The following is a 20865-nucleotide window of genomic DNA, read 5'->3' as shown; positions in this document are numbered from 1 at the left end:
CCGTGGCGCGGGAGTCACCGGCGCCACGGAACCCTCACCCCTCGGAGTCGGTACTGGAGAGTTCGGTACCGGACCAATCCGTCACACGGCCTCCGGGGACATTCCTGCCCGCCCTATCCTTTGCCTGGTGCGTTCTGGAGATCAGCTTGCCGATCTTCTTGAAGAAATCCTTGGCCTGATCCTTTTCCACGCCGTACCGATTCTGGTACTGAGGCACTCCGTCCAGGGCCCTGGGGGACAGCCAGATAAATCCAGGACGTACCGTGTCCGAGCCTTCCGGATACAGCTGAACAAAGCAGTTGGCACACGGACGCTTGGTGCCAGCGATATAGTCCGGGGTCTTCTTGCCGTTGTGCTCAAGAATCCTGAGTTCGGCATGGCGCTCATTCCCGCCAGCGGTCACCACCCGCACGCCCTTGGCGATGGCGCTCTTGATCTTCGCGTAAGGATCCCCCTCCGCCTTGATCGCCTTGAGGAACTTTCGCGCCTTCCACTGGTACATCTTCTGCCAGTCGGCCACGTCCGCGTTCTTGAGGAAGGGCTCGATATTCTCGCCCTCGCTCCCCAGCTCCTCCTGCAAGGTACCGATACTGAACTGCCGGTTGGCGGACATCAGGAGATGCCCGTCGTCGCCGATCGCGGTCTGGACCTCCTCGTTCCTGTCCCCCAGATACGACCGGGCGACGTTCGAGATCGACTCAAGGGCCCGGACTTCCTCACTCTTCTTGATCACATTCGGCCGGGGATGCTCTTGGGTCTTCGTCCGCGCGAAACGGGCTCCTCCAGCCGTCGTCTCGACCGTCCAGGTGCCGGAGGCCGCGATCTCCGCTTCGAGGGCGTCGACGAACGCGTACTGGCTGAGCACGGCATCCCGTGGGGTGATGAGTCCGGCGTCCAGCAGATCCTGGACGTTGTTCTCGTCATAGAAGAGATCACTGGGGAACTCATCACTGTCGATGTCCATCGCCTGGGTGCTGGCGGCCGTCCCCCCACCCGCACCGGCCATCTCCGTGTCCGCTTGCTCTGCCTGCTCCGCCTGCTCCGGCTTGACGCGCTTGGAGTCGGAGGACTCCGCCTGCATCGTGTTCGACCGTTCCCGCTTCTCCCCGGGAGCGGGCGCGCGCTGGACCCGCGCGCTCCCGGGCCGGTCCGGGGCGGGGGACGGCCGGCCGGGCGGGGGCGCGGTGGCGGGGAGCGGCCGGGCCAGGGCGCCGGCCGCCACGGTGTCGGCCTCGCGCTCGAAGCGGTCGGAGGGGTCGGAGACCCGGAAGCCGTGTCCGGTGTCGGAGCCGGAGACCGGTCCCCGGCGCTGCTGCACGACATGGACCAGTTCATGCGCCAGGGTGTGCCGGTCCGCGCCCCCCGCGCCGAGGACCACATGGCTGCCGGAGGTGTACGCGCGTGCGCCGACCTCGGCCGCCGAGGTCCGCGCGGCGGTGTCCGCGTGGACGCGTACACCGGAGAAGTCCGCGCCGAGCCGGGTCTCCATCTCGGTACGCGTGCGGTGGTCGAGGGGCCGTCCCGGGGAGCGCAGGACATCGGGGACGCTGGAGCGCCGCACGGTCCGCCCGCCGCCGGTGCCGCCGTCGGTCCCGGGTTCGTGGCCGTCCTGGGCCCCGGGGTGTCCGGCCCGGCGGAGCAGTTGGACGACCGCCGCGTTGCCGGGGCCGCCCTGGAGGGTCAGGAGTGGTGGTAGCCGCGTCGTGGGTGGGTCGGCGGGCGTACGGGCCGATGACCGGGTGCGCTCCGCCTCTGTGCTCCGCGTGCCGCCGTTCGCGCGCATGACCGTCCTCCCGTGCCGTCGTCACCGTCGCCAGACCCCTGCCGACTCTCCCCGCCCCGGCCACGGATAGCCAGCCCCCGTGGCGGAGATGGCGCCGGTCCACGGATCACGTGCCCGGGACGTATGCGGTGACCCATGACGGGACGTTAGGGCAGTGGACGGGGCCACCACCCACGGAGCGGCCCGCTTCGGCCTGATCCCGGCCTCGCGCGCCAGGGAGGTACCCGCGCTCGCGCAGCGGCGGCGGAAACCGTGGCGGGATGATTTCCGGCCGTACCACCGGGTGGACTTGACCTCAAGTGAAGTTGAAGTTGCAGGGTTGGGTCATGACGCAGACGACAGCGCGGACTTCTCCCGCCAGCCCCCTGTCCACCACCGGATCCCGTACGTTCGGCGAGCTCGACCAGCTGATGTCCCTGATGACCGGGGACGAGAAGCACGGCCCCGCGGCCACCTCCACCCTGGACGCGCTGTGGGTGCTCTACGACCGTGTGCTGCGGGTCTCCCCCGACACGGCGGAGGACCCCGACCGGGACCGCTTCCTGCTCTCCAAGGGGCACGGTCCGATGGCCTATTACGCCGTGCTCGCCGCCAAGGGCTTCTTCCCCGAGGCGCTGCTGTCCGGATTCGGCGGCTTCGACTCCCCGCTCGGCCACCACCCCGACCGGACGCTGGTGCCCGGGGCCGAGATCGGCAGCGGATCGCTGGGGCACGGATTGCCGCTCGCGGTCGGTACGGCGCTGGGCCTGCGGATGCAGGGGCGCGCCGACTCCCGGGTGTGGGTGCTGATCGGGGACGCGGAGCTGGACGAGGGCAGCAACCACGAGGCCATCGCCTACGCCGGTCCGGCCCGACTCTCCGCGCTGCACACCCTGGTCGTCGACAACGGCTCGGCCAGCCACGGCTGGCCCGGTGGCATCGCCTCCCGGTTCGAGGCGGCGGGCTGGTCCGCGGTCACCGTGGACGGCCGGGACCACGAGGCGCTGTACGCCGCGTACACCCTGCCGCACCCCGGACGGCCGCACGCGGTGGTGGCCCGGGTGGAGTCCAAGGCGGACGCGGGCGAACCGAAGGTCGCCTGACCGGGTTCCGCGCCCATACCTCCGCACCACGCCCGGACAGGGCCTAGGGCCCGGCGCGCCCCGCCCGCACGACAGCCCAGCGCCGCGAAGGCCACCGGCCCGGCACCACCGGCCCAGCTCCGGCAACCTAGCTCCACCGGGCCAGCACCACCGGCCCGGCTCTAGCAACCTCACGACATGACCGATGTCAACACCTGCAAGGGGACACCCGCGATGGACACCATGCGCGACCGTTTCATCTCCACCGCCTCCCGGCTGCTCGACGAGGACCCACGGCTGGCCGTCGTCCTCGCGGACATCAGCACCGACGGCTTCGCACCGGCCCAGCGGACCCATCCGGACCGGGTCATCAATGTGGGCATCCGCGAACAACTGCTGGTCGGCGTCGGCGGTGGTCTGGCGCTGACCGGAGTGCGGCCGATCGTCCACACCTTCGCCAGCTTTCTGGTCGAGCGCCCCTTCGAGCAGGTCAAACTGGACTTCCAGCACCAGGGCACCGGCGCGGTGCTGGTCAGCGCGGGCGGCTCGTATGACTGGCCGTCAGGCGGCTTCACCCATATGGCACCCGGCGATGTCGCCCTCATGGACACCCTCGACGACTGGACCATCCATGTCCCGGGCCACCCCGACGAGGCGGAGGCGCTGCTGCGCCGGGCGGCCACCGGTGACGACCGGGTGTATCTGCGTCTCTCGCTCCAGCAGAACGAGGAGCCGCTCCCCGTGACCGGCGAGGGCTTCCTCACCCTGCGGGAGGGCCGGTCCGGCGTGGTGGTCGCGGTGGGCCCGATGCTGGGAGCGGTCACCGAGGCGGTGGCGGACCTGGATGTCACCGTGCTCTACGCGACGACCGTGCGCCCCTTCGACGGCGCCGCCCTGCGCCGGGCCACCGAGACCGCCACGGCGGACATCGTGCTCGTCGAGCCCTATCTGGCGGGCACCTCCACCGCCGCCGCCAGCGACGCGCTGCGCGACATACCGCACCGGATCCTCGCCCGGGGAGTGGGGCGCAAGGAACTGCGCCACTACGGGGAGATGTCCGAGCACCTGGCGGCCCAGCGGCTCGACCCCGCCTCGCTGCGCGAGGACATCGGCGCCTTCCTCGGCGCGAGCGCGGGAGGCCGCTGAACCCCACGTGCGGGACCGCAGGCCACCCGGGCCACCGCGCACAGCCCGTCCGACCGCCCGGCGCCCCGCGCCGGGCCGCGCCGGGCCGCTGTGCGGCTTGCCCGCTCCCGCGGGACCGCGACCGCGTACGGCTCACGGGCCGTCCCCGGTGCGGGCCGCCGGATCCCCCGGAACGCCCCGTACGAAGCCGTACGCGCCCCGCCCGGGGCATCCGGATGCGGCCCCGGGCGTCCGAGGAGACCATGGAGCCCACGCCCCAGCGGCTCGACGGACGGCCGGAGGAGGACGGGTGTGCCGCTGTCAGCGGCGTACGCGGAGCGGTGCCCCGCGGTCCGCGACCAACTGCACAGCGCCACCATCACCCGCCACACCCCCTCGCCGACCCCACGACGGGCGCCCAGCCGACCCCTACGCTCCCCTGGCTCATCAGCCCCATGGTGGTGTGGGCGTCCGGCCCCGGCCCGCCGTCCCCGCGCCGCGGCGACGACAGGCGTCCGCCCCCTCAAGGACGGCGAGGACCCCGGCCCGGGAGCACCACCGGTTGGGAGGATCGATCATGACGACAGCGCAGGACCGGCCTTCGGGCGGCCAGGACAGCCCCGTAGTACTCCCGGTCACCGCCGCCGTGGTGCGCGTGACCGGCGGCCCCTTCGCCCTGGAGGAGCTGAGCCTCGACACCCGGCTGCGCCCCGACGAGATCCTGGTCAGGGTGGTGGCCACCGGGGTGTGCCAGACCGATGTCCACGTCCGTGACCAGCATCCGCCGACCCCGCTGCCCGCCGTGCTCGGTCATGAGGGCGCCGGGGTGGTCATGCGGGCCGGCGCCGCGGTCACCACCGCCGCCCCCGGCGACCATGTCGTCATGTCCTACCAGTCGTGCGGTCGGTGCCGCCCCTGCCTCAGCGGCTTCCCCACGTACTGCGCCCGCTCCTTCCCCGTCAACTTCGGCGGCTCCCGGCCCGACGGCACCAACGCCCTCCGGGACGGGGACGGCGCCGAGGTCCACGGTCACTTCTTCGGCCAGTCGTCGTTCGCCACCCACTCCATCGCGACGGAACGCAACGTCGTCCGGGTCCCCGACGACCTGCCACTCCATCTGCTCGCCCCGCTCGGCTGCGGGTTCCAGACCGGGGCGGGGGCCGTGCTCAACTCCCTGCGGGTGCCGCCGGGCGCCTCGCTCGTCGTGCTCGGCACCGGTGCGGTCGGTCTGGCCGCCGTCATGGCCGCGCGGGCCACCGGCGCCTCCCCGGTCATCGCGGTGGACATCGTGCCCGAGCGCCTCGCCCTCGCCGCCGAACTCGGCGCGACCCACACGGTCAACGCCAAGGAGGAGGACATCGCCGCCCGGATCGCCGGGATCACCGGTGGCGGCGCGGACTTCGTCCTGGAGATCACCGGGCGGCCCGAGATGCTCACCCTCGCCGTGAACGCCCTCGCCCCGCTCGGCACCGCCGCGCAGATCGGCGGCGCGCCCGCCGGGGCCCATGCCGAAGTGAACATGAACGCCCTGCTCGGCGGGCGCACCGTACGCGGCATCGCCCAGGGCGACTCCATCCCCCGGCTCTTCATCCCCCAGCTCATCGCGCTGCACCGGGCGGGCCGGTTCCCCTTCGACCGGCTGATCCGCGCCTACGGCTTCGAGGACATCAATCAGGCCGTCGCCGACACCTGCGACGGGTCGGTCGTCAAGCCCGTCCTGCGGATCGGGGGCTGACACCCGTCCCGACGGGGCACGGACGCCTCCCCGGGCGTCCGCACATGCCCCGGCCTCACAGCAGCGTCGGCGCGTGGAAGGTGCCGAGCCCGGAGGTCAGGTCCCGGTCCACCCAGTAGCGGCGCGGTTCGACCAGCATGACGTCGACGCTGACGGCGAGGATGCCCGGGATCTGGGCCAGTTCGCCGTCGTAGAAGAGCGCCAGGGCCGCGCGGTCGGTGACCAGACCGGTGGCGAGGACCGACCGGTCGCTGGCGACATGGGCGACGAGCCGGGTCTGGGGGAGCTGGTCGATGCGGCGCATCACGTCGGGTGTCTGTCCCGGGGCCACATGCAGACGCAGGATGAAGGGGGTCTGGAAGCCGAGCCACTCCGAGACGATCTCCAGCCGGGGCCTGACCCATCCCTCGTCCAGGACGCGGCGGACGACGCGATGGGCGGTGGAGGTGGCCAGTCCGGCGGTGCGGGCGATGCTCGCGGCGGACGCGCGGGCGTCCTGGATCAGTTCGGCGACGACGGTGCGTTCGGCCTCACTGAGCGGTTTGGCCGGGGGTGTCGCGGTCGCGGTGGCGGTGGCGGTGGCGCTGGGGGGCAGGCCACCGGTGAGCTGGAGCAGGGCGGCGCGTTCGGCGCCGGTGAGGGACTGGGGGTCCCAGGTGATGCCCCGGCGCAGGGTGCTCAGCGCAGGCAGGGCGTTGACCCGGCGGACGCCCGGGATGGAGAACATCCGGTCGATGGCCTGGCTGGTGGCGGCCTCGGAGGGGGCGTGGACCACGGCGTAGAGGGGGTAGTCGCCGGAGATCTGCGCCAGGACGGTGAGGTGGGGCAGCTCACGGAGGCGCTGGAGGACGGCGAGCGGGGTCTCGCCGGTGATGTCCAGGAAGACATGGACGGGCATCGCGGTGGAGTGCATGCCCCAGTCGGCCTGGCCGATCACCCGGACCATCCTCGCCTCGCGCAACCGGTCGTAGCGGCGTTTGAGCGTGCTGGCGTCGGCGGCGAGGATCCCGCCGAGATCGTCCCAGGTGCCCCGGGGCGCCAGATGCAGGGCGCCGATCAGGCGCCGGTCGAGCTCGTCGAGGAGAGGGCGGGTCATGGCGCCCTACCTTAGCTCGCCAGTTAATCCCACTGTTATCTACAGATGCTGGAGAATCTCTCACTCGGATGTCATTGTTCGCAGGAACATCCATCCGTTGCACAAAGAGGTACCGATGAGCGTCACCTCCGCCCAGACTCCGCCGACCGAGCCACAGTCGAGGGCCCTGCGCACCGCCTTCCGGGGTTTCGCGGCGATCGAACGGGTCGGCAACCGGCTCCCCCACCCGTTCTGGCTGTTCTGGATCCTCGCGGGGGTCGTGGCCGTGCTGAGCGCCGCCCTGGCGGCGGCCGACGTGAGCGCCGTGCACCCCGGCACCCGCGAGACCATCACGGTCGAGAACCTGCTCAGCCAGGCCGGACTCACCATGGCCATCGAGGGGGCCGTGGACAACTTCGCCGCCTTCCCGCCGCTGGCCACCATCCTGACGGTGATGTTCGGCATCGTCGTCGCCGAGAAGAGCGGGCTCTTCTCCGTCCTGCTGCGCCGCATGGTCGAGCGGGTGCCGGGCAAGTACCTCACCTTCGCCCTGTCCCTGACCGCCATGTTCAGCCATGTCGCGGGCGACGCGGCCTACTTCACCCTGATCCCGATCGGCGCCCTGGTCTTCCGCGCGGCGGGGCGCAGCCCCGTCCTCGGCTGCATCGTCGCGTACGTCTCGATCTCCGCCGGGTACAACGCCTCCCCGTCCCTGACCACCACCGACGTCCTGCTGTCGTCCATCTCCACCGCCGCGGCCCAGACCATCGACGCCGACTACGTCATCACCCCGGTGTCCAACTACTTCTTCGGGGTGGGCTCGTCGGTCCTGGTGGCCCTGGTGATCACGCTGGTGGTCGACAAGGTCCTCGTCCGCCGCGCCGACCTGGAGCCGGACGAGCCGGTCGCCGCGCCCAACGCCGAGGAGCTGGAGGCGATCGAGGTCACCGAGCGCCAGCGGTACGCGCTGCGCCGGACCGGGCTGTTCGCCACCGCGCTCATCGCGCTCCTGATCCTGGCCATGGTCCCGGCCGCGTCACCGCTGCGCGGGGAGGGCGGCGGAATCGTCAACTCACCGGTGATCAAGGGCATGGCGCTGATGCTCGGTGTCTTCTTCGCCGCGGTCGGCACCGTCTACGGGCGGCTGAGCGGCACCTTCACCGCCGCCCGCGACATCATCGCCGCGATGGTCGAGGGCACCAAGTCGATGGCGCCGATCCTCGTGCTGTTCTTCGCGATCTCCCAGTTCCTCGCCTACTTCAAGTGGACGAACATCGGCGACATCCTCGCCGTCAAGGGCGCCGAGACGCTGCGCGCCCTCGATATGCAGGGCTGGACCGTGCTGGTCGGCATCGCGGTGCTGATCACCATCATGAACCTCGTCATCACCAGCGGCTCCGCGCTGTGGGCACTGGCCGCGCCGGTGCTGGTGCCCATGCTGATGCTGATCGGCATCGAGCCCGAGACCACCCAGGCCGTCTACCGTGTCGCCGACTCGGTCACCAACTGCGTCACCCCGATGAGTCCGTACTTCGTGATGGCGCTCGGCTTCATCCAGCAGTACCGCAAGTCCGCCGGGATCGGCACCCTGGCCTCGTTCACCATCCCGATCGCCGCCGTGGTCTGGGTCGCCTGGATGGCGTTCTTCGTGGCCTGGTACCTGCTGGGTATCCCCTTCGGCATCAGCTGACCCGCACCCGCCGCGCGCACTGGCCCCCGACTCCGTATAAGAAGGCAGATCATGACCGCATCGCCCGCAGCACCCCTCATCACCCGCGCCCAGGAGGTCGCGCCGGAGATCGTCGACGACATCGTGCGGCTCGTCCACCACGAGACCGGCAGCTACGACCTCGCCGCGCTCGCCGGGGGCCTGGACCTCCTGCGCGAGCTGGCCGTCCACCGGCTCGGCCGCCCCGACCGGGAACACCGCCACCCGGGAGGTGCGTACGGCGACACCCTCACCCTCACCTACACCGGCACCGCCGCCGGACATGTCGCGCTGGTCGGCCACTACGACACCGTCTGGCCGACCGGCACCCTCGCCGGATGGGAGGCTCCGGAACCCGGCGCGGACGGCCGGGAGAAGCTCAGCGGCCCGGGGATCTTCGATATGAAGGCGGGGCTGATCCAGGGCATCTGGGCACTGAAGCTGGCCCGCGAGAGCGGCGCCCCCACCCCCACGGTCACCTTCCTCTTCAACGGTGACGAGGAGATCGGCTCCCTCTCCTCCCGGCCGGTGATCGAGGAGGTCGCGCGCACGGTGGACGCCACCCTGGTGCTGGAGCCCAGCGCCGAGGGCGCGGTCAAGACCGGCCGCAAGGGCTCCGGGATCTTCCAGATCACCGCCGTCGGCGTCGAGGCGCACGCCGGGCTCGCGCCCCAGGACGGGGCGAGCGCGATCACCGCGCTGGCCGAGTTCGTGATCGCCGCCGCGGCCGTCGCCGCCCCCGAGCGCGGCACCACCGTCAACACCGGTCTCATCCAGGGCGGCTCCGCCACCAACGTCGTCGCCGGGCGCGCCACGGCCACCGTCGACATCCGGATCAGCAGCCCGGACGAGCAAGCCCGGGTCGACGCCGAGTTCGACGCCATCCGGGTCAGCGACCCCCGGGTCCGGATCGAGATCGACCACGCCTGGAACCGCCCCCCGATGACCCTCGGCACCGCCTCCGCCCCGCTCCTCGCCCTGGCCCGTGAGGCCGCCCGGGAGCTGGGCCTGGGCGCACTGCGGGACGCCGCCGTCGGCGGCGCCAGCGACGCCAACTTCGTCGCCGCGCTCGGGCTGCCCGTCCTGTGCGGCATGGGCGCGGTCGGCCATGGCGCCCACGCCCAGGGCGAGTTCATCCACCCGGACACCGTGCCCACCCAAACGGCCCTGGTCGCGGGTCTGCTGGGGCGGCTGGCGGAACCGCTGGGGGGCGCGGCGTCCTGACCCCCGGGCGGTGGTCTCCGTCCATCGCCGTGCGCCGGGGCGGGCCGCCACGGTCAGTGCCCCTGTGCCGTGGCGGGGGCACAACGGCTCCCCGCCTGCGGGACCTTCAGCTCCATGAGGTAGCCGTCCACGGCGTCCCGGGTGCAGTCGGTGCGCCCGTACACAGCGTGTCCCGCGCCGTCGTAGGGCAGCAGGGCGGTGGTCCCCCGGGTCTGCCGGTGCACGGTCACCGCCCATATGTAGGGGCTGGCCGGATCGTGGCGCCCATGCAGCAGGAGAATCGTGGGCGCCTTGGTGATACGCGGCCGTTGCTGTGGGTTGTTGACCTCGTCCGGCCAGCCGACGCAGCCCGCGATGGCGGCGTGGGCACGCGGGGCACCGCGCATATGCGGTGCGGCGCGCGTTTCGGCCGCCGTCAGCCGGGCGAACTCCCGGTGGTCCTTCGGGCGGAAGCGCCAGTCCTGGCAGAACACGGCGTGGAACGGATCCGCGGTCGTCGGCTCGGCGGTCGTCGGCTCGGGGGCCACCGGGTCGACCGCCACCGCGCCCACGGCCGTCGGATCCGCCGCTCGCGGCGGGATCCGCGGCGGAGGTCGCCGTGGCCCGTCCGGCCCCGTCGGCCGCTGTGCGTCGAGGTCGGCCACATAGTCGGCCAGAACATCCCACCTCGGGCCGTAGAACCTCGTGAGCGCGATATGGGTGATCGCGTTCGCGGTCAGGACCCGGCCGGGCCGCCCCGGATCGCGTACCGCGCCCTGGTCCGCCCTGGCGAGCAGGCGGTCCCAGACATCGGTGACGTCCCGGCCGTGCAGGGCGCAGGAGGTGGTGCGCTCACACCAGTTCACGAACTGGTGGAAGGAGTCCTCGGCGGTGGCCGCCGACGAGACGAGGAACTCCCGGATGCCCAGGCTGTGGTCCATGTTCGCGGTGAGGGCCATGGCCCGGATCCGCTCTCCGTACCGCTCCGCGTACTGCTGGCCGATCAGCGTCCCGTACGAGTGCCCGAAGTAGCTGATCCTCTCCTCGCCCAGCGCCACGCGCACCGCCTCCATGTCACGGACGACGCTCAGGGTGTCGGCGTGGTCATAGAGCGGACCGCTGTGCCGTCGGCAGTCCTCGCGCAGGGCGCGGTTGAACGCGGCGAGCCGCTCGAACTCCGCCTGGTCGCGCGGGTACGGGGACGGGCGCTGGGCCAGCAGCCCCGTCGAGCACCTCACGGGCCGGCTGCCACCGACGCCGCGCGGGTCGAACCCGACGATGTCGAACCGCTCCCGGACGCGGGCGCTGAAGTACGACGGGGCCCGCTCGATGGCGAACCGCGCCCCGGGATCGCCCGGTCCCCCCGGGTTGACCAGCAGCACCCCGACGCGGCGCCCCGGATCGGTCGCCGTACGCCGGGCCAGCGCGAGCGCGAACCGCTCCCCCGACGGACGCGCCCAGTCGACGGGCAGGCGTAAGGTGCCGCACTCGGCGGAAGGGTCCTCGGGGCACGGTCTCCAGTCGACGGCCGTCTCCGCCGGAGACCTCCCGCCCACCGGCCCGGCCGTCGCCCCGGCCACACCCGGCGGCGCCGTCCCGACAAGAACGGCAACGAGGGCTCCGACGACAAGCACCCCCGTAAGTGCCCTGAACGGTCGCATGCGGCCCCCTCCGAACGACGCTGACGGATCAGGGGAGTCACCCCCTCGACCGACCGTGACAGCACGCCCGCCGGGACACAACGGCACGGGCGGGGAATCGGGGAGGAGCCCGGGACGAGGTAAGGGCTTCTCAGGGTGGCGTCTCAGGGTTCTCCCCCGCGTGCGCCCCGGGCCACGCGCCCCCGTCGCGGGCCGTGACCCGGCGGACTCCGTCCCCCCGGCCCGGGGCCCGCCCGGCTTCGGTCACCCGCCTACCCGGGCCCTGTGCCACCCGCCCAGCCGCAGTCCCCCGTCCGCCCGGCCGCAGTCCCCCGTCCGCCCGGCCCGTGGTCCCCCACCCACCCGGCCCGTGGTCACCCGCCCGCCCGGCCGCACTCCCCCGCCCACCCTCCCACGTATCCCCGGTACGAACAGGACCGGCGAGCCGGTCAGCGGACCGGGCGGGCGCTCACCATCGCGTCATGCAGCTCCGTGGGGGTCAGCGCCGGGGGCAGCGGCGCCCCGGCCTCCTCGCCGTCCGCGCGGCAGGCGTCCAGCAACAGCGCCACCAGCCGCTTCCAGGCACCCGGCGCCGCGTCCCGGGTGGCCCGCAGCACCCCCGCGTTGGCCATCAGGAAGAGCAGGACGTCCCCGCTGGTCACCCCGGGCCGCAGCCGCCCCCGCTCCCGGGCGCGCCCGATCAGGGTGTCCAGGGCCGCCAGGGCGCGCTCCCGGGGCTCCTCCATCCCCGGGGCACCGGGGAAGCAGGCGGTGAACGCCTCCGTCACGCCCCGGTCCGCGGCCTGCATCGCACAGGCCCGTTCCACGAACCAGCGGAAGCCCTCCCAGGGGTCGGGTCGGCCCAGCGCCGCGTCGGCGAGGTCCGCGAGATCGGCCAGGCGATCCGCCAGGACCGCCTCGATCAGCGACTCCCGCTCCGGAAAGCGCCGGTAGAGGGTGGCGATGTTCACCCCGGCGCGGCGGGCGATGTCCTCCAGCGGCGCCTCAAGACCGCGCTCGGCGAAGACCGCGCGGGCCGCCGCCACCACGCGTTCCCGGTTGGCCTCCGCGTCCCGGCGCAGCCCTCTTCCCTGACCCGTTGTCATGCCCGGAGTCTACGGAGCCATGGCGGCGCTCCTCGCGGGCTCCCGGGCCGGACAGGGCGAGGAGCCAAGCCGGACAGGGCGAGGAGCCGGGCCGGACGCGGTGGCTCCCGGACATGACAGGGCGAGGGGCCGGGCCCGACGCGGTGGCTCCCGGGCCGGACGAGCCAGGGATCCCGGGCCGGGCGCCGCGAGGGGGCCGGGGTGGCCGCCCGGACCGTGCGCGGATTCTCCGGGTCCCGCCCGCCCCGAAGGAAACGCAGTACACCCTGCGCTTCTGCTACCGTCACACCCGACGGAAACGCAGGTATCACTTCACTTATTGGAGCCCATGCCGTGACCACCGTTCTCCGGGGAGCCCGGACCCTGCTGGCACTGCTCTTCGCCGTGACCGGCGCCATGAAACTGGCCCTCTCCCAGGCCGCGCTCCTCCCCCTGATGCCCTGGGTGACCGATGTCCCGATGGCGGCGGTACGCGGCCTCGGCGCTCTCGAAGTCCTGGGCGCGGCGGGGCTGGTACTCCCCGCGCTGCTCCCGGCCGCCGCACCGCTGCTCCCGCTCGCCGCCGGGGGGTTCGCGCTGCTGATGCTCGGCGGCGGGGCCGTCCACATCGGCCGGGGCGAGTATCCGCAGAGCGCGGGGAACGCGGTGGTGCTGGCCCTCGCGGTCCTGGTGGCCCGGTGCGGACCGGCGCCGCTCCCGGGCCGGGCCCGCGTGCTGTGCGGGGGCCGGGCCGGGTGAGATGAGCGGGAACGGGAGTGAGCCGAGCGGGGGCCGGGCCGCCAGCGGATCCGGAACGCGGCCGCCCCGGGGGCGGTGCCGGCCGCTCCTCCACCCGCTCGTCCCAGCGGCCTGGGAGCGCCCGGCCCCGGTGCGGACCGGCGCCGCTCCGGCCGAACGCGTACGGGCCACCCCGCCGGGGTGGCCCGTCATCGCTCGGTACCCGTCCGCACCGAGGGCTCAGTACACGTCCCTCACATAGCGCTTGGCGCGGCGCAGGTCCGCCAGGTACTGCGCGGCGTCGTCGGCGCCCTTGCCGCGCTGCCCGGCGATGATCTCCAGCAGGGCCGCCTCGACGTCCTTCGCCATCCGGGAGGCGTCTCCGCAGACGTAGACATGCGCGCCGTCCTCAAGCCATCCGTACAGCTCGCGGGCCTGTTCACGCATCCGGGTCTGGACATAGACCTTCTCGGCCTGGTCCCGGGAGAACGCCAGGTCGAGCCGGGTGAGCACGCCGCGCTCGCCCAGTTCGGTCAGCTCGTCCTCGTACACGAAGTCGGTACGGCGGTGCTGGTCGCCGAAGAAGAGCCAGTTGCGGCCGGAGGCGCCGCGCGCGGCGCGCTCGTGCAGGAAGCCGCGGAACGGCGCGATACCGGTGCCGGGGCCGATCATGACCATGGGGGCGTCGTCGTCCGCCGGGACACCGAAGGAGGTGTTCGGCTGGAGGTAGACGCCGACGGGCGCGTCCGCGCCGACCCGGTCGGCGAGATAGGTCGAGGCCACCCCCTCGTACCGGCGGTGCCCGGAGCCGTAGCGGACGGACGCCACCGTCAGATGGATACGGTCCGGATGGGCCAGCGGGCTCGACGAGATCGAGTACTGGCGGGCCTGGAGCGGCCGCAGCAGCGGCAGCAGCGCGTCCAGTCCTGGCGCGGTGGACCCGGCGTCCCGCAGCAGGTCGAGCACGTCCCGGCCCCAGAGCCAGGAGTCGAGTTCGCCACGGTCGCCGTGCGCGACGACCGACGCCAGCTCGCTCGACGGCGCGCGCTCGACCAGGTCGGCGATGAGGTCCTTCGACGGGACGCGGATCTCGCGCTGGGTGCGCAGCACATCGGCGAGGGGCTGCCCGTCGACGTCCTCCTCACCGCTCGCGCCGAGGTGGCCGAGGAGTTCGCCGACGAGCGTGTCGTCGTTGACCGGGACGACGGCGAGCGCGTCACCGGCGGCGTAGGTGATGCCGCTGTCGCCGAGACCGAACTCGTAGTGGCGGATCTCCTTGGCGCTGTCCGGCGCGGACAGCAGCCGGTTCACGACGAGCGGGGAGGGGTAGGGGGTGCGCTTGTTCCAGGGGGAACGGGTCCGCGCGGCGGTACCGGCGCCGCTGTCGGCCGGCGCGGGGGCCGCGCCCGCCGCGCTCGCGCCCGTCTCGGCGGCGAGCTGGTCCAGTACGGCGGCGGTCCAGGCCGTCGCGGGCTCCTCGTAGTCGACGTCGCAGTCGACGCGGTCGCACAGCCGGGTCGCGCCGAGCTGCTCCAGCCGGGTGTCGAGGAGCTTCGCGGCCTGGCAGAAGTCGTCGTAGCCCCGGTCGCCGAGCCCGAGGACCGCGTAGCGCAGTCCCTCCAGCCGGGGTGCGGCCTCGGCCTGGAGCGCCTCCCAGAACAGCCCGGCGTTGTCGGGCATCTCGCCCTCGCCATAGGTAGAGGTGACGATGACCAGGTGGGACATGGTGGTGAGCTGCTCGGGGGTGACCGCGTCGAGCGCGGCGGCCCTGCCGCCGAGGCCACGGGCGCGGGCCCCGGTGACGAGTTCACCGGAGAGGAACTCGGCGGTACCGGTCTGGGTGCCGAACAGGACGTCGACGGTCGCCGCGGGCGCCTCGCCCGTGGTGGCCTCCCGGCGTCCGGCGGCGGCGACCCCGGCCAGGAACCCGGCGAGCCAGGACTCCTGGGCGGCGGAGAACGGCGCGTCGGCCGGGATCAGGGCTCCGGTCGGGGCCGGGGATCCGGCGGAGATCGGGGAGCCGGTCGGGACAAGGGTCCCGGTCGGGGTCATCAGGGCGTTCACGCGGTCACCGCCTCGGTCGGGGCCTGCGGGGAAAGGCGGCCGGCGAGGGTCGCGAGATCGTCGAGCGCCGCCGTCGCGAGCAGTTCGTCGAACCGGGCGGCCCGGACCAGGCCCGCGTTCTTGGTGTTCTGGTGCATGATCCAGCCGTAGGTTCCGGGAGCGTCGACGCTCAGGTTGTTCCGCTGGCCCAGCGCGCTCTTGTAGTCGCCCAGGCGCTTGATCGCGATGAGCGTGGCGAGCTCGCCGTCGTCGAACTTCTCCAAGGTGCCGCGCAGGTACTTCACCACCCGCTGCCGGACGAAGAAGTCCTCGGTGAGCACGAGGTTGCGGACGGCCTCGGCGACCCGTGGGTCGTCCGGACCGCTCGCGGCGGGCACCCGCTTCAGCGCCACGTCCTGCGCGACGCTGAGCACCGTGTACGACGACAGCAGCGAGAACATGTCCTCGCCGCCCTGGTCGCCGAGGGCCGGGGCCCGGCCGTCGAGCACGGTACGGCGGTCGCGGTAGTGGACCTTGAACGCGCGGAGCTTGTCCGTCGCGATCGAGGTGGCCAGCTCGTCGAGCAGCTCGGCCCGGGGCGCCGCGTCGAGGATCTCGGTGGCGTCTTGGTAGAGCAGCAGCGCGCGCGGCATCCCGCAGTACACATGGCGCCGCTGGTTCTCCCAGTCCTCCAGCAGCCGGGTGGCGAGCGGGGAGCCGGTGGCCTCCTGGTGCCAGTGGAGCAGCAGCCGCACGGCCTCCTCGTGGAAGGCGCCGTGCTCGGTGTCGGTCACCGGGAAGACGAGGAGCGAGTCGGCGCTCACCCGTCCGGCCAGTTCGCCCGACGGGTCGTACTGGTACAGGAACCCGCCGCTCATGCCGTTGCCGAGGCCCTTGCCGAAGCCGCCCAGGTTGAGCACGGTGCCGCCGGTCATGTACTCGCAGCCGAAGTCGCCGACGCCCTCCACGACCGCGGTGGCGCCGGAGTTGCGCACCGCGAACCGGTCACCGGCCTCGCCCTGGACGAAGGTCCGGCCGCCGGTCGCGCCGAACAGCGCGAAGTTGCCGATGAGGACGTTGCCGCCGCGCTCACCGCTGCCGCCGCCCGGGGCGCGGACGATGATCCGGCCACCGCTCTGGCTCTTGCCGACGCCGTCGTTGGCGGTGCCGGTGTGGTCGAGCGTGACGCCGTCGTTGCAGAACACCCCGTACGACTGACCGGCGGAGCCGGTGGTACGGACGCGTACGGCACCGTCCACCAGACGGCGGCGGCCACGGTCGTCGGTGAGGACGGCGGGCACGTCCGCGAGGTCCTCGGCGCCCAGCTCGTGGTTGAGCAGGCGCTCGACGTCGATGCCGAGCTGTCCGCCGACCGACTTGTCGCTGTTGCGCAGCCGCAGACCGTCCACGAGCAGCGACGGCTCGCGCCGGTCCAGCAGCGCGGCGCGGACCCGCTCGATCAGGGCGTCGTCGGTGGTGAAGTCCTTCTCCAGGTACTCCGGGTCCTCGACGGTCCGCTCCGGCACCCGGGCCAGCAGACGGCGTACGTCGAGCCGCCCGATACCCGCGGGGTGGTCCAGCAGCTGGAGCAGGTCCGCGCGGCCCCGGGCCTCGCGCAGCGAGCGCATCCCGAGGCGGGCGAGGATCTGCCGGACGTCATGCGCGATGTTCAGCAGGTACTGCGCCAGCGCGCGCGGGTCGCCCTCGAACGCCTCGGCGTTGGTGGTGAGCCCGGCGGGGCACTTGACGTTGCAGTTCTTCGCCATGACACAGCCGAGCATCATCAGCGCCGTCGTACCGAACTCGAAGCTGTCCGCGCCGAGGAGCGCCGAGGTGACGACATCGCCGCCGGTCTGGTGCGCGCCGGAGCAGCGCAGGACGACCTTCTGCCGCAGCCCGTTCGCGACGAGCGCCTGGTGCACCTCGGCGACGCCGATCTCCGCCGAGCGGCCCGCGTACTTGAGGCTGGTGACGGCGGCGGCGCCGGTGCCACCGGTGTTCCCGGCGACGTTGATCACGTCCGCGCCCGCCTTGGCGACACCGACCGCGATGGTGCCGATGCCCTCCGAGGAGACCAGCTTCACGATCACCCGCACCCGCGCGGCCTTGCAGTCGTGGATGAGCTGCGCGAGGTCCTCGATCGAGTACGTGTCGTGGTGCGGCGGCGGGGAGATCAGCTCGATGCCGGGGGTGCCGCCGCGCGCCGCCGCGATGTCGACGGTGACCTTCGGCGCGGGCAGCTGACCGCCCTCGCCCGGCTTGGCGCCCTGGCCGATCTTGATCTCCAGCTCCTGGAGCATCGGGTCGGCGAGATAGCCCGCCCAGATGCCGAACCGGCCGGAGGCGAACTGCTTGATGCGCGAGCCGCGGATGGTGCCGTAGCGGGAGTGGTGCTCGCCGCCCTCACCGCTGTTGGACAGGGCGCCGACCATGTTCGCGCCGTGCGCGACGGCCTCGTGGGCGCTGGCCACGAGCGCGCCGTGGCTCATCGCGCCGGAGGCGAGCGCGCGGGTGATCTCGTGCGCGGGCTGCACCTCGTCCAGGGGGACGCTGTCGGGCGCCGCGCCGAGGAGGGTGAGCAGCCGGGCGGCGGTGCCCGTGGCGGTGACGAGGACACTGTCAGCGGCCGGGGCGAGCGTCTCGACCTCGCCGGGGTGGGCGAGCGCGAGACCGTCAGCGAGCGCGGTGTGGCGCTCGGCGCCGTCGGGGCCGGGCGAGGTCAGGCTCAGCCGCGCGGTGACCGTGGCAGCGTCCCCGGCGGCGGTGCCGTCGGTGCCGTCGGTGGGAGAGGCGCCGCCGTCCACGAGGGAGACGACGATCCCGCGGGCCGTGACGTTCGCGTTGCCGGTGGTGGAGAACCGGCCCAGCTCGTGGGCGAAGTCCTCGGCGGTGCGCAGACCCGTCACGTCCGCGGGCAGCGCGAGCACATCGCGGAGCGCGGAGGGGCGGCGCGAGCGCTCCTCGTGGGTGGTGCGCAGGAAGGAGCGGTAGCCGGGGGTGATCCGGAACGCGTCGATCTCGGCGTCGCTGAGGGCGTCGTACCCGGTGTTGCGGTACGCGGCGTCGGTGATGCCGAAGGCGTCGTCGAGCTGGCCGAGCGTCAGCAGGCGCAGCGCCTCGTCATTCTCGGAGTCTCCCGGCCGCCCGAACGAGGGCTTCTCCTCCACCATGCCGCCGAAGCCGCGCACGGCGGTGATGCCGAACGAGTGCCCGGCGCCGTCCGAACGCTCCTTGAACAGTCCCAGCAGCGGGATCTGCTGCTCGGTCTCGACCGTACGGGCCCGCTCGTGCCACTCGGTCGCGGCCTGGGCGATCCGGGCGAACCCGACACCGCCGACCGGGGCCTCCATATGCGGGAAGATCCGCGCGAACACGTCGTCGCGGGTGTCGAGGTAGTTCGGTTCGAAGAACTCGCCGCCGATGTAGCTCTCGGCGGTGCACAGCCCGACCCGGCCCATGGTCTTGGCGAGCGACTTCTCGGCCGCCTTGCGGAACCGGGCCAGCGCCAGGTCGGTCGCGGTGGTCTCGCCCGCGGGCGCGGGCGCGCTCGGGTGCTTCTCCTCGGCGCGCAGCCGTGCGCTGAGGCTGTAGACCGCGGAGGCGCCGAAGCCGAGCGCGGTCGCGACATGGTGCGAGGAGGCCAGCTGACCGCTCTCCGCCACGATCGAGACGCGCAGCCGCAGCCCGGTCTCGATCAGGCGCTGGTTGACGGCGGCGATGGCGAGGACCGCGGGCAGCGGGGCGCGGGTGGTCGAGACCGCCCGGTCGGTGAGGAGCGCGATGCCGCCGTGTTCCGTGGCGAACCGCTCGATGTCGTCGCAGAGCCGGGTGAGCGCGGCGCGCAGGGCGTCGGCGTTGGCGCCCTCGTCGCCGGGGACCGGCTCGTAGAGCATGGCGAACCGCTCCAGCGGCACGATCGTCTGGTCGCGCAGCCGGACCATGTCGAGATGGCCGAGGACGGGCGAGTTCACCACGAGCTGCCGTCCGCCGGGGGCTCCGGTGCCGCTGGCGCCGCCGGTGCCGTCGGGCTTGGGGCCGAGCGCGACGCGCATGCTCATGCCGTCGGCCTCGCGGATGCTGTCCAGCGGCGGGTTGGTCACCTGGGCGAACCGCTGGGAGAAGTACTTCGCCATGCCGCCCTCGGTGTCGCTGAGCGCGTTGATGGCGTTGCCGTAGCCCATGGCGGAGATGCGCTCGGACCCGGTGGCGAGCATCGGGTCGAGCATGAACCGGAAGCTCTCCTGGTTCAGCGAGTACGCCACGTACCGTCCGGCGAGGGTGAGGTCACCGTCGTAGCCGAGCGTGGTCGTACCGCGCTCGTAGTCGGGCGCGGGCAGGTCGTCGAGGTTGACCCGGGCCTCGGTGAGCAGCTCGGAGTACGGGCGGCGCGCGGCGAGCGCGTCGAGCACGTCGCGGGTGCGCATCCGGCGGCCGGTGCGGTGGTCGACGACGAGCATGCCCCCGGCCTCGATACGGCCCCGGTGCACGACCTCGTCGTCGGGGAACGCGACCTGGCCCGCCTCCGACGCCACCATGAGGTACTCGGCGGTCTCGACGGTGCGCAGCGGACGCAGTCCGAGCCGGTCCAGCCGGGCGCCGACGACATCACCGTCGCTGAAGATCACCGCGGCCGGGCCGTCGTTCTTCTCCTCGTACAGCGAGAAGTACTCCAGCATGTCGCGGACGGCGGCGGGCATCGTCCCGTCGTTCTCCCACGCGGGCGGCATCAGCGACACGACCGCCTCGACCAGGTCGAGACCGTCGTCGAAGACGCGGCTCTGGAGCGTCTGGTCGAGCCGGCTGGAGTCCGACTGCCCCGGCGGGCGCACGATGCTCCGGGTCCGGGCCCGCGCCAGCGCCTCGTCGGAGAGCCGGTTCTTGCGGTCGGTGTTGAGCTCGCCGTTGTGCGCCATGAGGCGGAACGGCTGTGCCATGGTCGGGTGCGGCTCGGTGTTGGTGGAGAACCGGGTGTGGAAGTAGAGCGACCGTACGGAGTGCCGCGGGTCGCACAGGTCACGGAAGTAGCCGATGACCTCGCCGGAGTTGAGCCGCCCCTTGAGTACCTGCGTCCGCGCGCTCAGCGACAGCGGGTAGAGCCCGGCGTACGCGTCGTCGGCGTAGGCGACGGCCTCGATCGCCAGCAGGGCGCGGTGGGCCGCCGCGTCGACCTCGGCGCGCTCCCACGCCTGGGGGGCGCGGAAGACCCACTGGGTGATCGGCAGTTGGTACCGCTCGGCCACCGGCCGGGCCACACCGTGGTCCACCGGGACCTCACGGACCAGCAGGACCTCGAACCCCTGCTCGGTGATGCTCCGCCCGACCAGCTCCGCCGCGCCGTCGCGGCGTTCCCCGTCGAGCGGTACGAAGCAGTTCGCGACGCCGAAGTGTCCGGCGCGCAGTTCCTCGCCCGTGATCGCCGTGAAGAACTCCACCGACAGGTCCACGCTCACACCGGCGCCGTCGCCGACCCCCTCGGCGGACGTGCCACCGCGGTGCGGGATGGCGCGGAGCGCCTCGTCGCCCTTGCGGATGACGTCATGGCCCGGCGTCCCGTCGAGACGGGTGATGAATCCGACGCCGCAGTCACTGTGTTCGCGGGCAGGGCTGTAGAGCCCGAAGGGGGAGGAGTTCACATGGGTCCAGTCAGCGAGATCCGGCAGCGGACGGCC

12 protein-coding genes are annotated in these 20865 nt (G+C 72.8%); 6 read left to right on the top strand and 6 right to left on the bottom strand.

What is annotated here, in order from left to right; translation table 11 throughout:
• Positions 1 to 34: 34 nt before the first annotated feature.
• Complete coding sequence (locus ACFVIM_RS09540) at positions 35 to 1783, bottom strand: DUF4157 domain-containing protein (protein ID WP_384300102.1); 1749 nt, start codon at positions 1781 to 1783, stop codon at positions 35 to 37.
• Positions 1784 to 2109: 326 nt separating this feature from the next.
• Here ACFVIM_RS09540 and ACFVIM_RS09535 point away from each other — a divergent pair, with 326 nt between their 5' ends.
• The 3 genes from ACFVIM_RS09535 to ACFVIM_RS09525 all read left to right on the top strand — a co-directional run bounded on the left by ACFVIM_RS09535 (position 2110) and on the right by ACFVIM_RS09525 (position 5704).
• Positions 2110 to 2865 (top strand): transketolase, encoded by a 756-nt coding sequence (locus tag ACFVIM_RS09535; RefSeq protein ID WP_384300101.1) that lies wholly within the window; start codon positions 2110 to 2112, stop codon positions 2863 to 2865.
• Between the two features lie 213 nt (positions 2866 to 3078).
• On the top strand, positions 3079 to 3990 hold the full coding sequence (locus ACFVIM_RS09530) for a transketolase family protein (RefSeq protein ID WP_384300104.1): 912 nt from the start codon (positions 3079 to 3081) through the stop codon (positions 3988 to 3990).
• A gap of 556 nt (positions 3991 to 4546) precedes the next feature.
• Positions 4547 to 5704, top strand: a complete 1158-nt coding sequence (locus ACFVIM_RS09525) for an NAD(P)-dependent alcohol dehydrogenase (protein ID WP_384300100.1) — start codon at positions 4547 to 4549, stop codon at positions 5702 to 5704.
• Positions 5705 to 5759: 55 nt separating this feature from the next.
• Here the strand turns inward: ACFVIM_RS09525 and ACFVIM_RS09520 are convergent, their stop codons facing one another.
• Positions 5760 to 6800 (bottom strand): Lrp/AsnC ligand binding domain-containing protein, encoded by a 1041-nt coding sequence (locus tag ACFVIM_RS09520; protein ID WP_384300099.1) that lies wholly within the window; start codon positions 6798 to 6800, stop codon positions 5760 to 5762.
• 115 nt (positions 6801 to 6915) lie between these two features.
• Here ACFVIM_RS09520 and ACFVIM_RS09515 point away from each other — a divergent pair, with 115 nt between their 5' ends.
• Positions 6916 to 8469 (top strand): AbgT family transporter, encoded by a 1554-nt coding sequence (locus ACFVIM_RS09515; RefSeq protein WP_384300098.1) that lies wholly within the window; start codon positions 6916 to 6918, stop codon positions 8467 to 8469.
• 51 nt (positions 8470 to 8520) lie between these two features.
• Positions 8521 to 9711, top strand: coding sequence for a M20 family metallopeptidase (locus ACFVIM_RS09510; protein ID WP_384300097.1), 1191 nt, complete (start codon positions 8521 to 8523; stop codon positions 9709 to 9711).
• Positions 9712 to 9764: 53 nt separating this feature from the next.
• On the opposite strand, the gene ACFVIM_RS09505 is transcribed toward ACFVIM_RS09510, so the two are convergent.
• Positions 9765 to 11351 (bottom strand): alpha/beta fold hydrolase, encoded by a 1587-nt coding sequence (locus ACFVIM_RS09505; protein WP_384300096.1) that lies wholly within the window; start codon positions 11349 to 11351, stop codon positions 9765 to 9767.
• Positions 11352 to 11779: 428 nt separating this feature from the next.
• Positions 11780 to 12436: a TetR/AcrR family transcriptional regulator gene (locus ACFVIM_RS09500; protein ID WP_384300095.1), complete on the bottom strand. Its 657-nt coding sequence runs from the start codon at positions 12434 to 12436 to the stop codon at positions 11780 to 11782.
• Positions 12437 to 12769: 333 nt separating this feature from the next.
• On the opposite strand from ACFVIM_RS09500, the gene ACFVIM_RS09495 reads away from it, so the two are divergent.
• Positions 12770 to 13174, top strand: coding sequence for a DoxX family protein (locus tag ACFVIM_RS09495; protein WP_384300094.1), 405 nt, complete (start codon positions 12770 to 12772; stop codon positions 13172 to 13174).
• A 219-nt stretch (positions 13175 to 13393) separates the two neighbouring features.
• Here the strand turns inward: ACFVIM_RS09495 and ACFVIM_RS09490 are convergent, their stop codons facing one another.
• Together ACFVIM_RS09490 and ACFVIM_RS09485 are read right to left on the bottom strand one after the other, a co-directional pair.
• Positions 13394 to 15217, bottom strand: coding sequence for a sulfite reductase subunit alpha (locus ACFVIM_RS09490; protein ID WP_384300093.1), 1824 nt, complete (start codon positions 15215 to 15217; stop codon positions 13394 to 13396).
• Entirely contained in the window at positions 15214 to 20829 is a 5616-nt protein-coding gene (locus ACFVIM_RS09485) for a glutamate synthase-related protein (protein WP_384300092.1), read from the bottom strand. Before ACFVIM_RS09485 ends, ACFVIM_RS09490 begins: the two co-directional genes overlap by 4 nt.
• Between the last annotated feature and the right edge of the window lie 36 nt (positions 20830 to 20865).

It is taken from the genome of Streptomyces sp. NPDC057638 (genome assembly GCF_042800315.1).
GTDB lineage: Bacteria > Actinomycetota > Actinomycetes > Streptomycetales > Streptomycetaceae > Streptomyces.
Note: the sequence above shows the minus strand (reverse complement) of the source record. Positions and strands in the feature narration are given on the sequence as shown.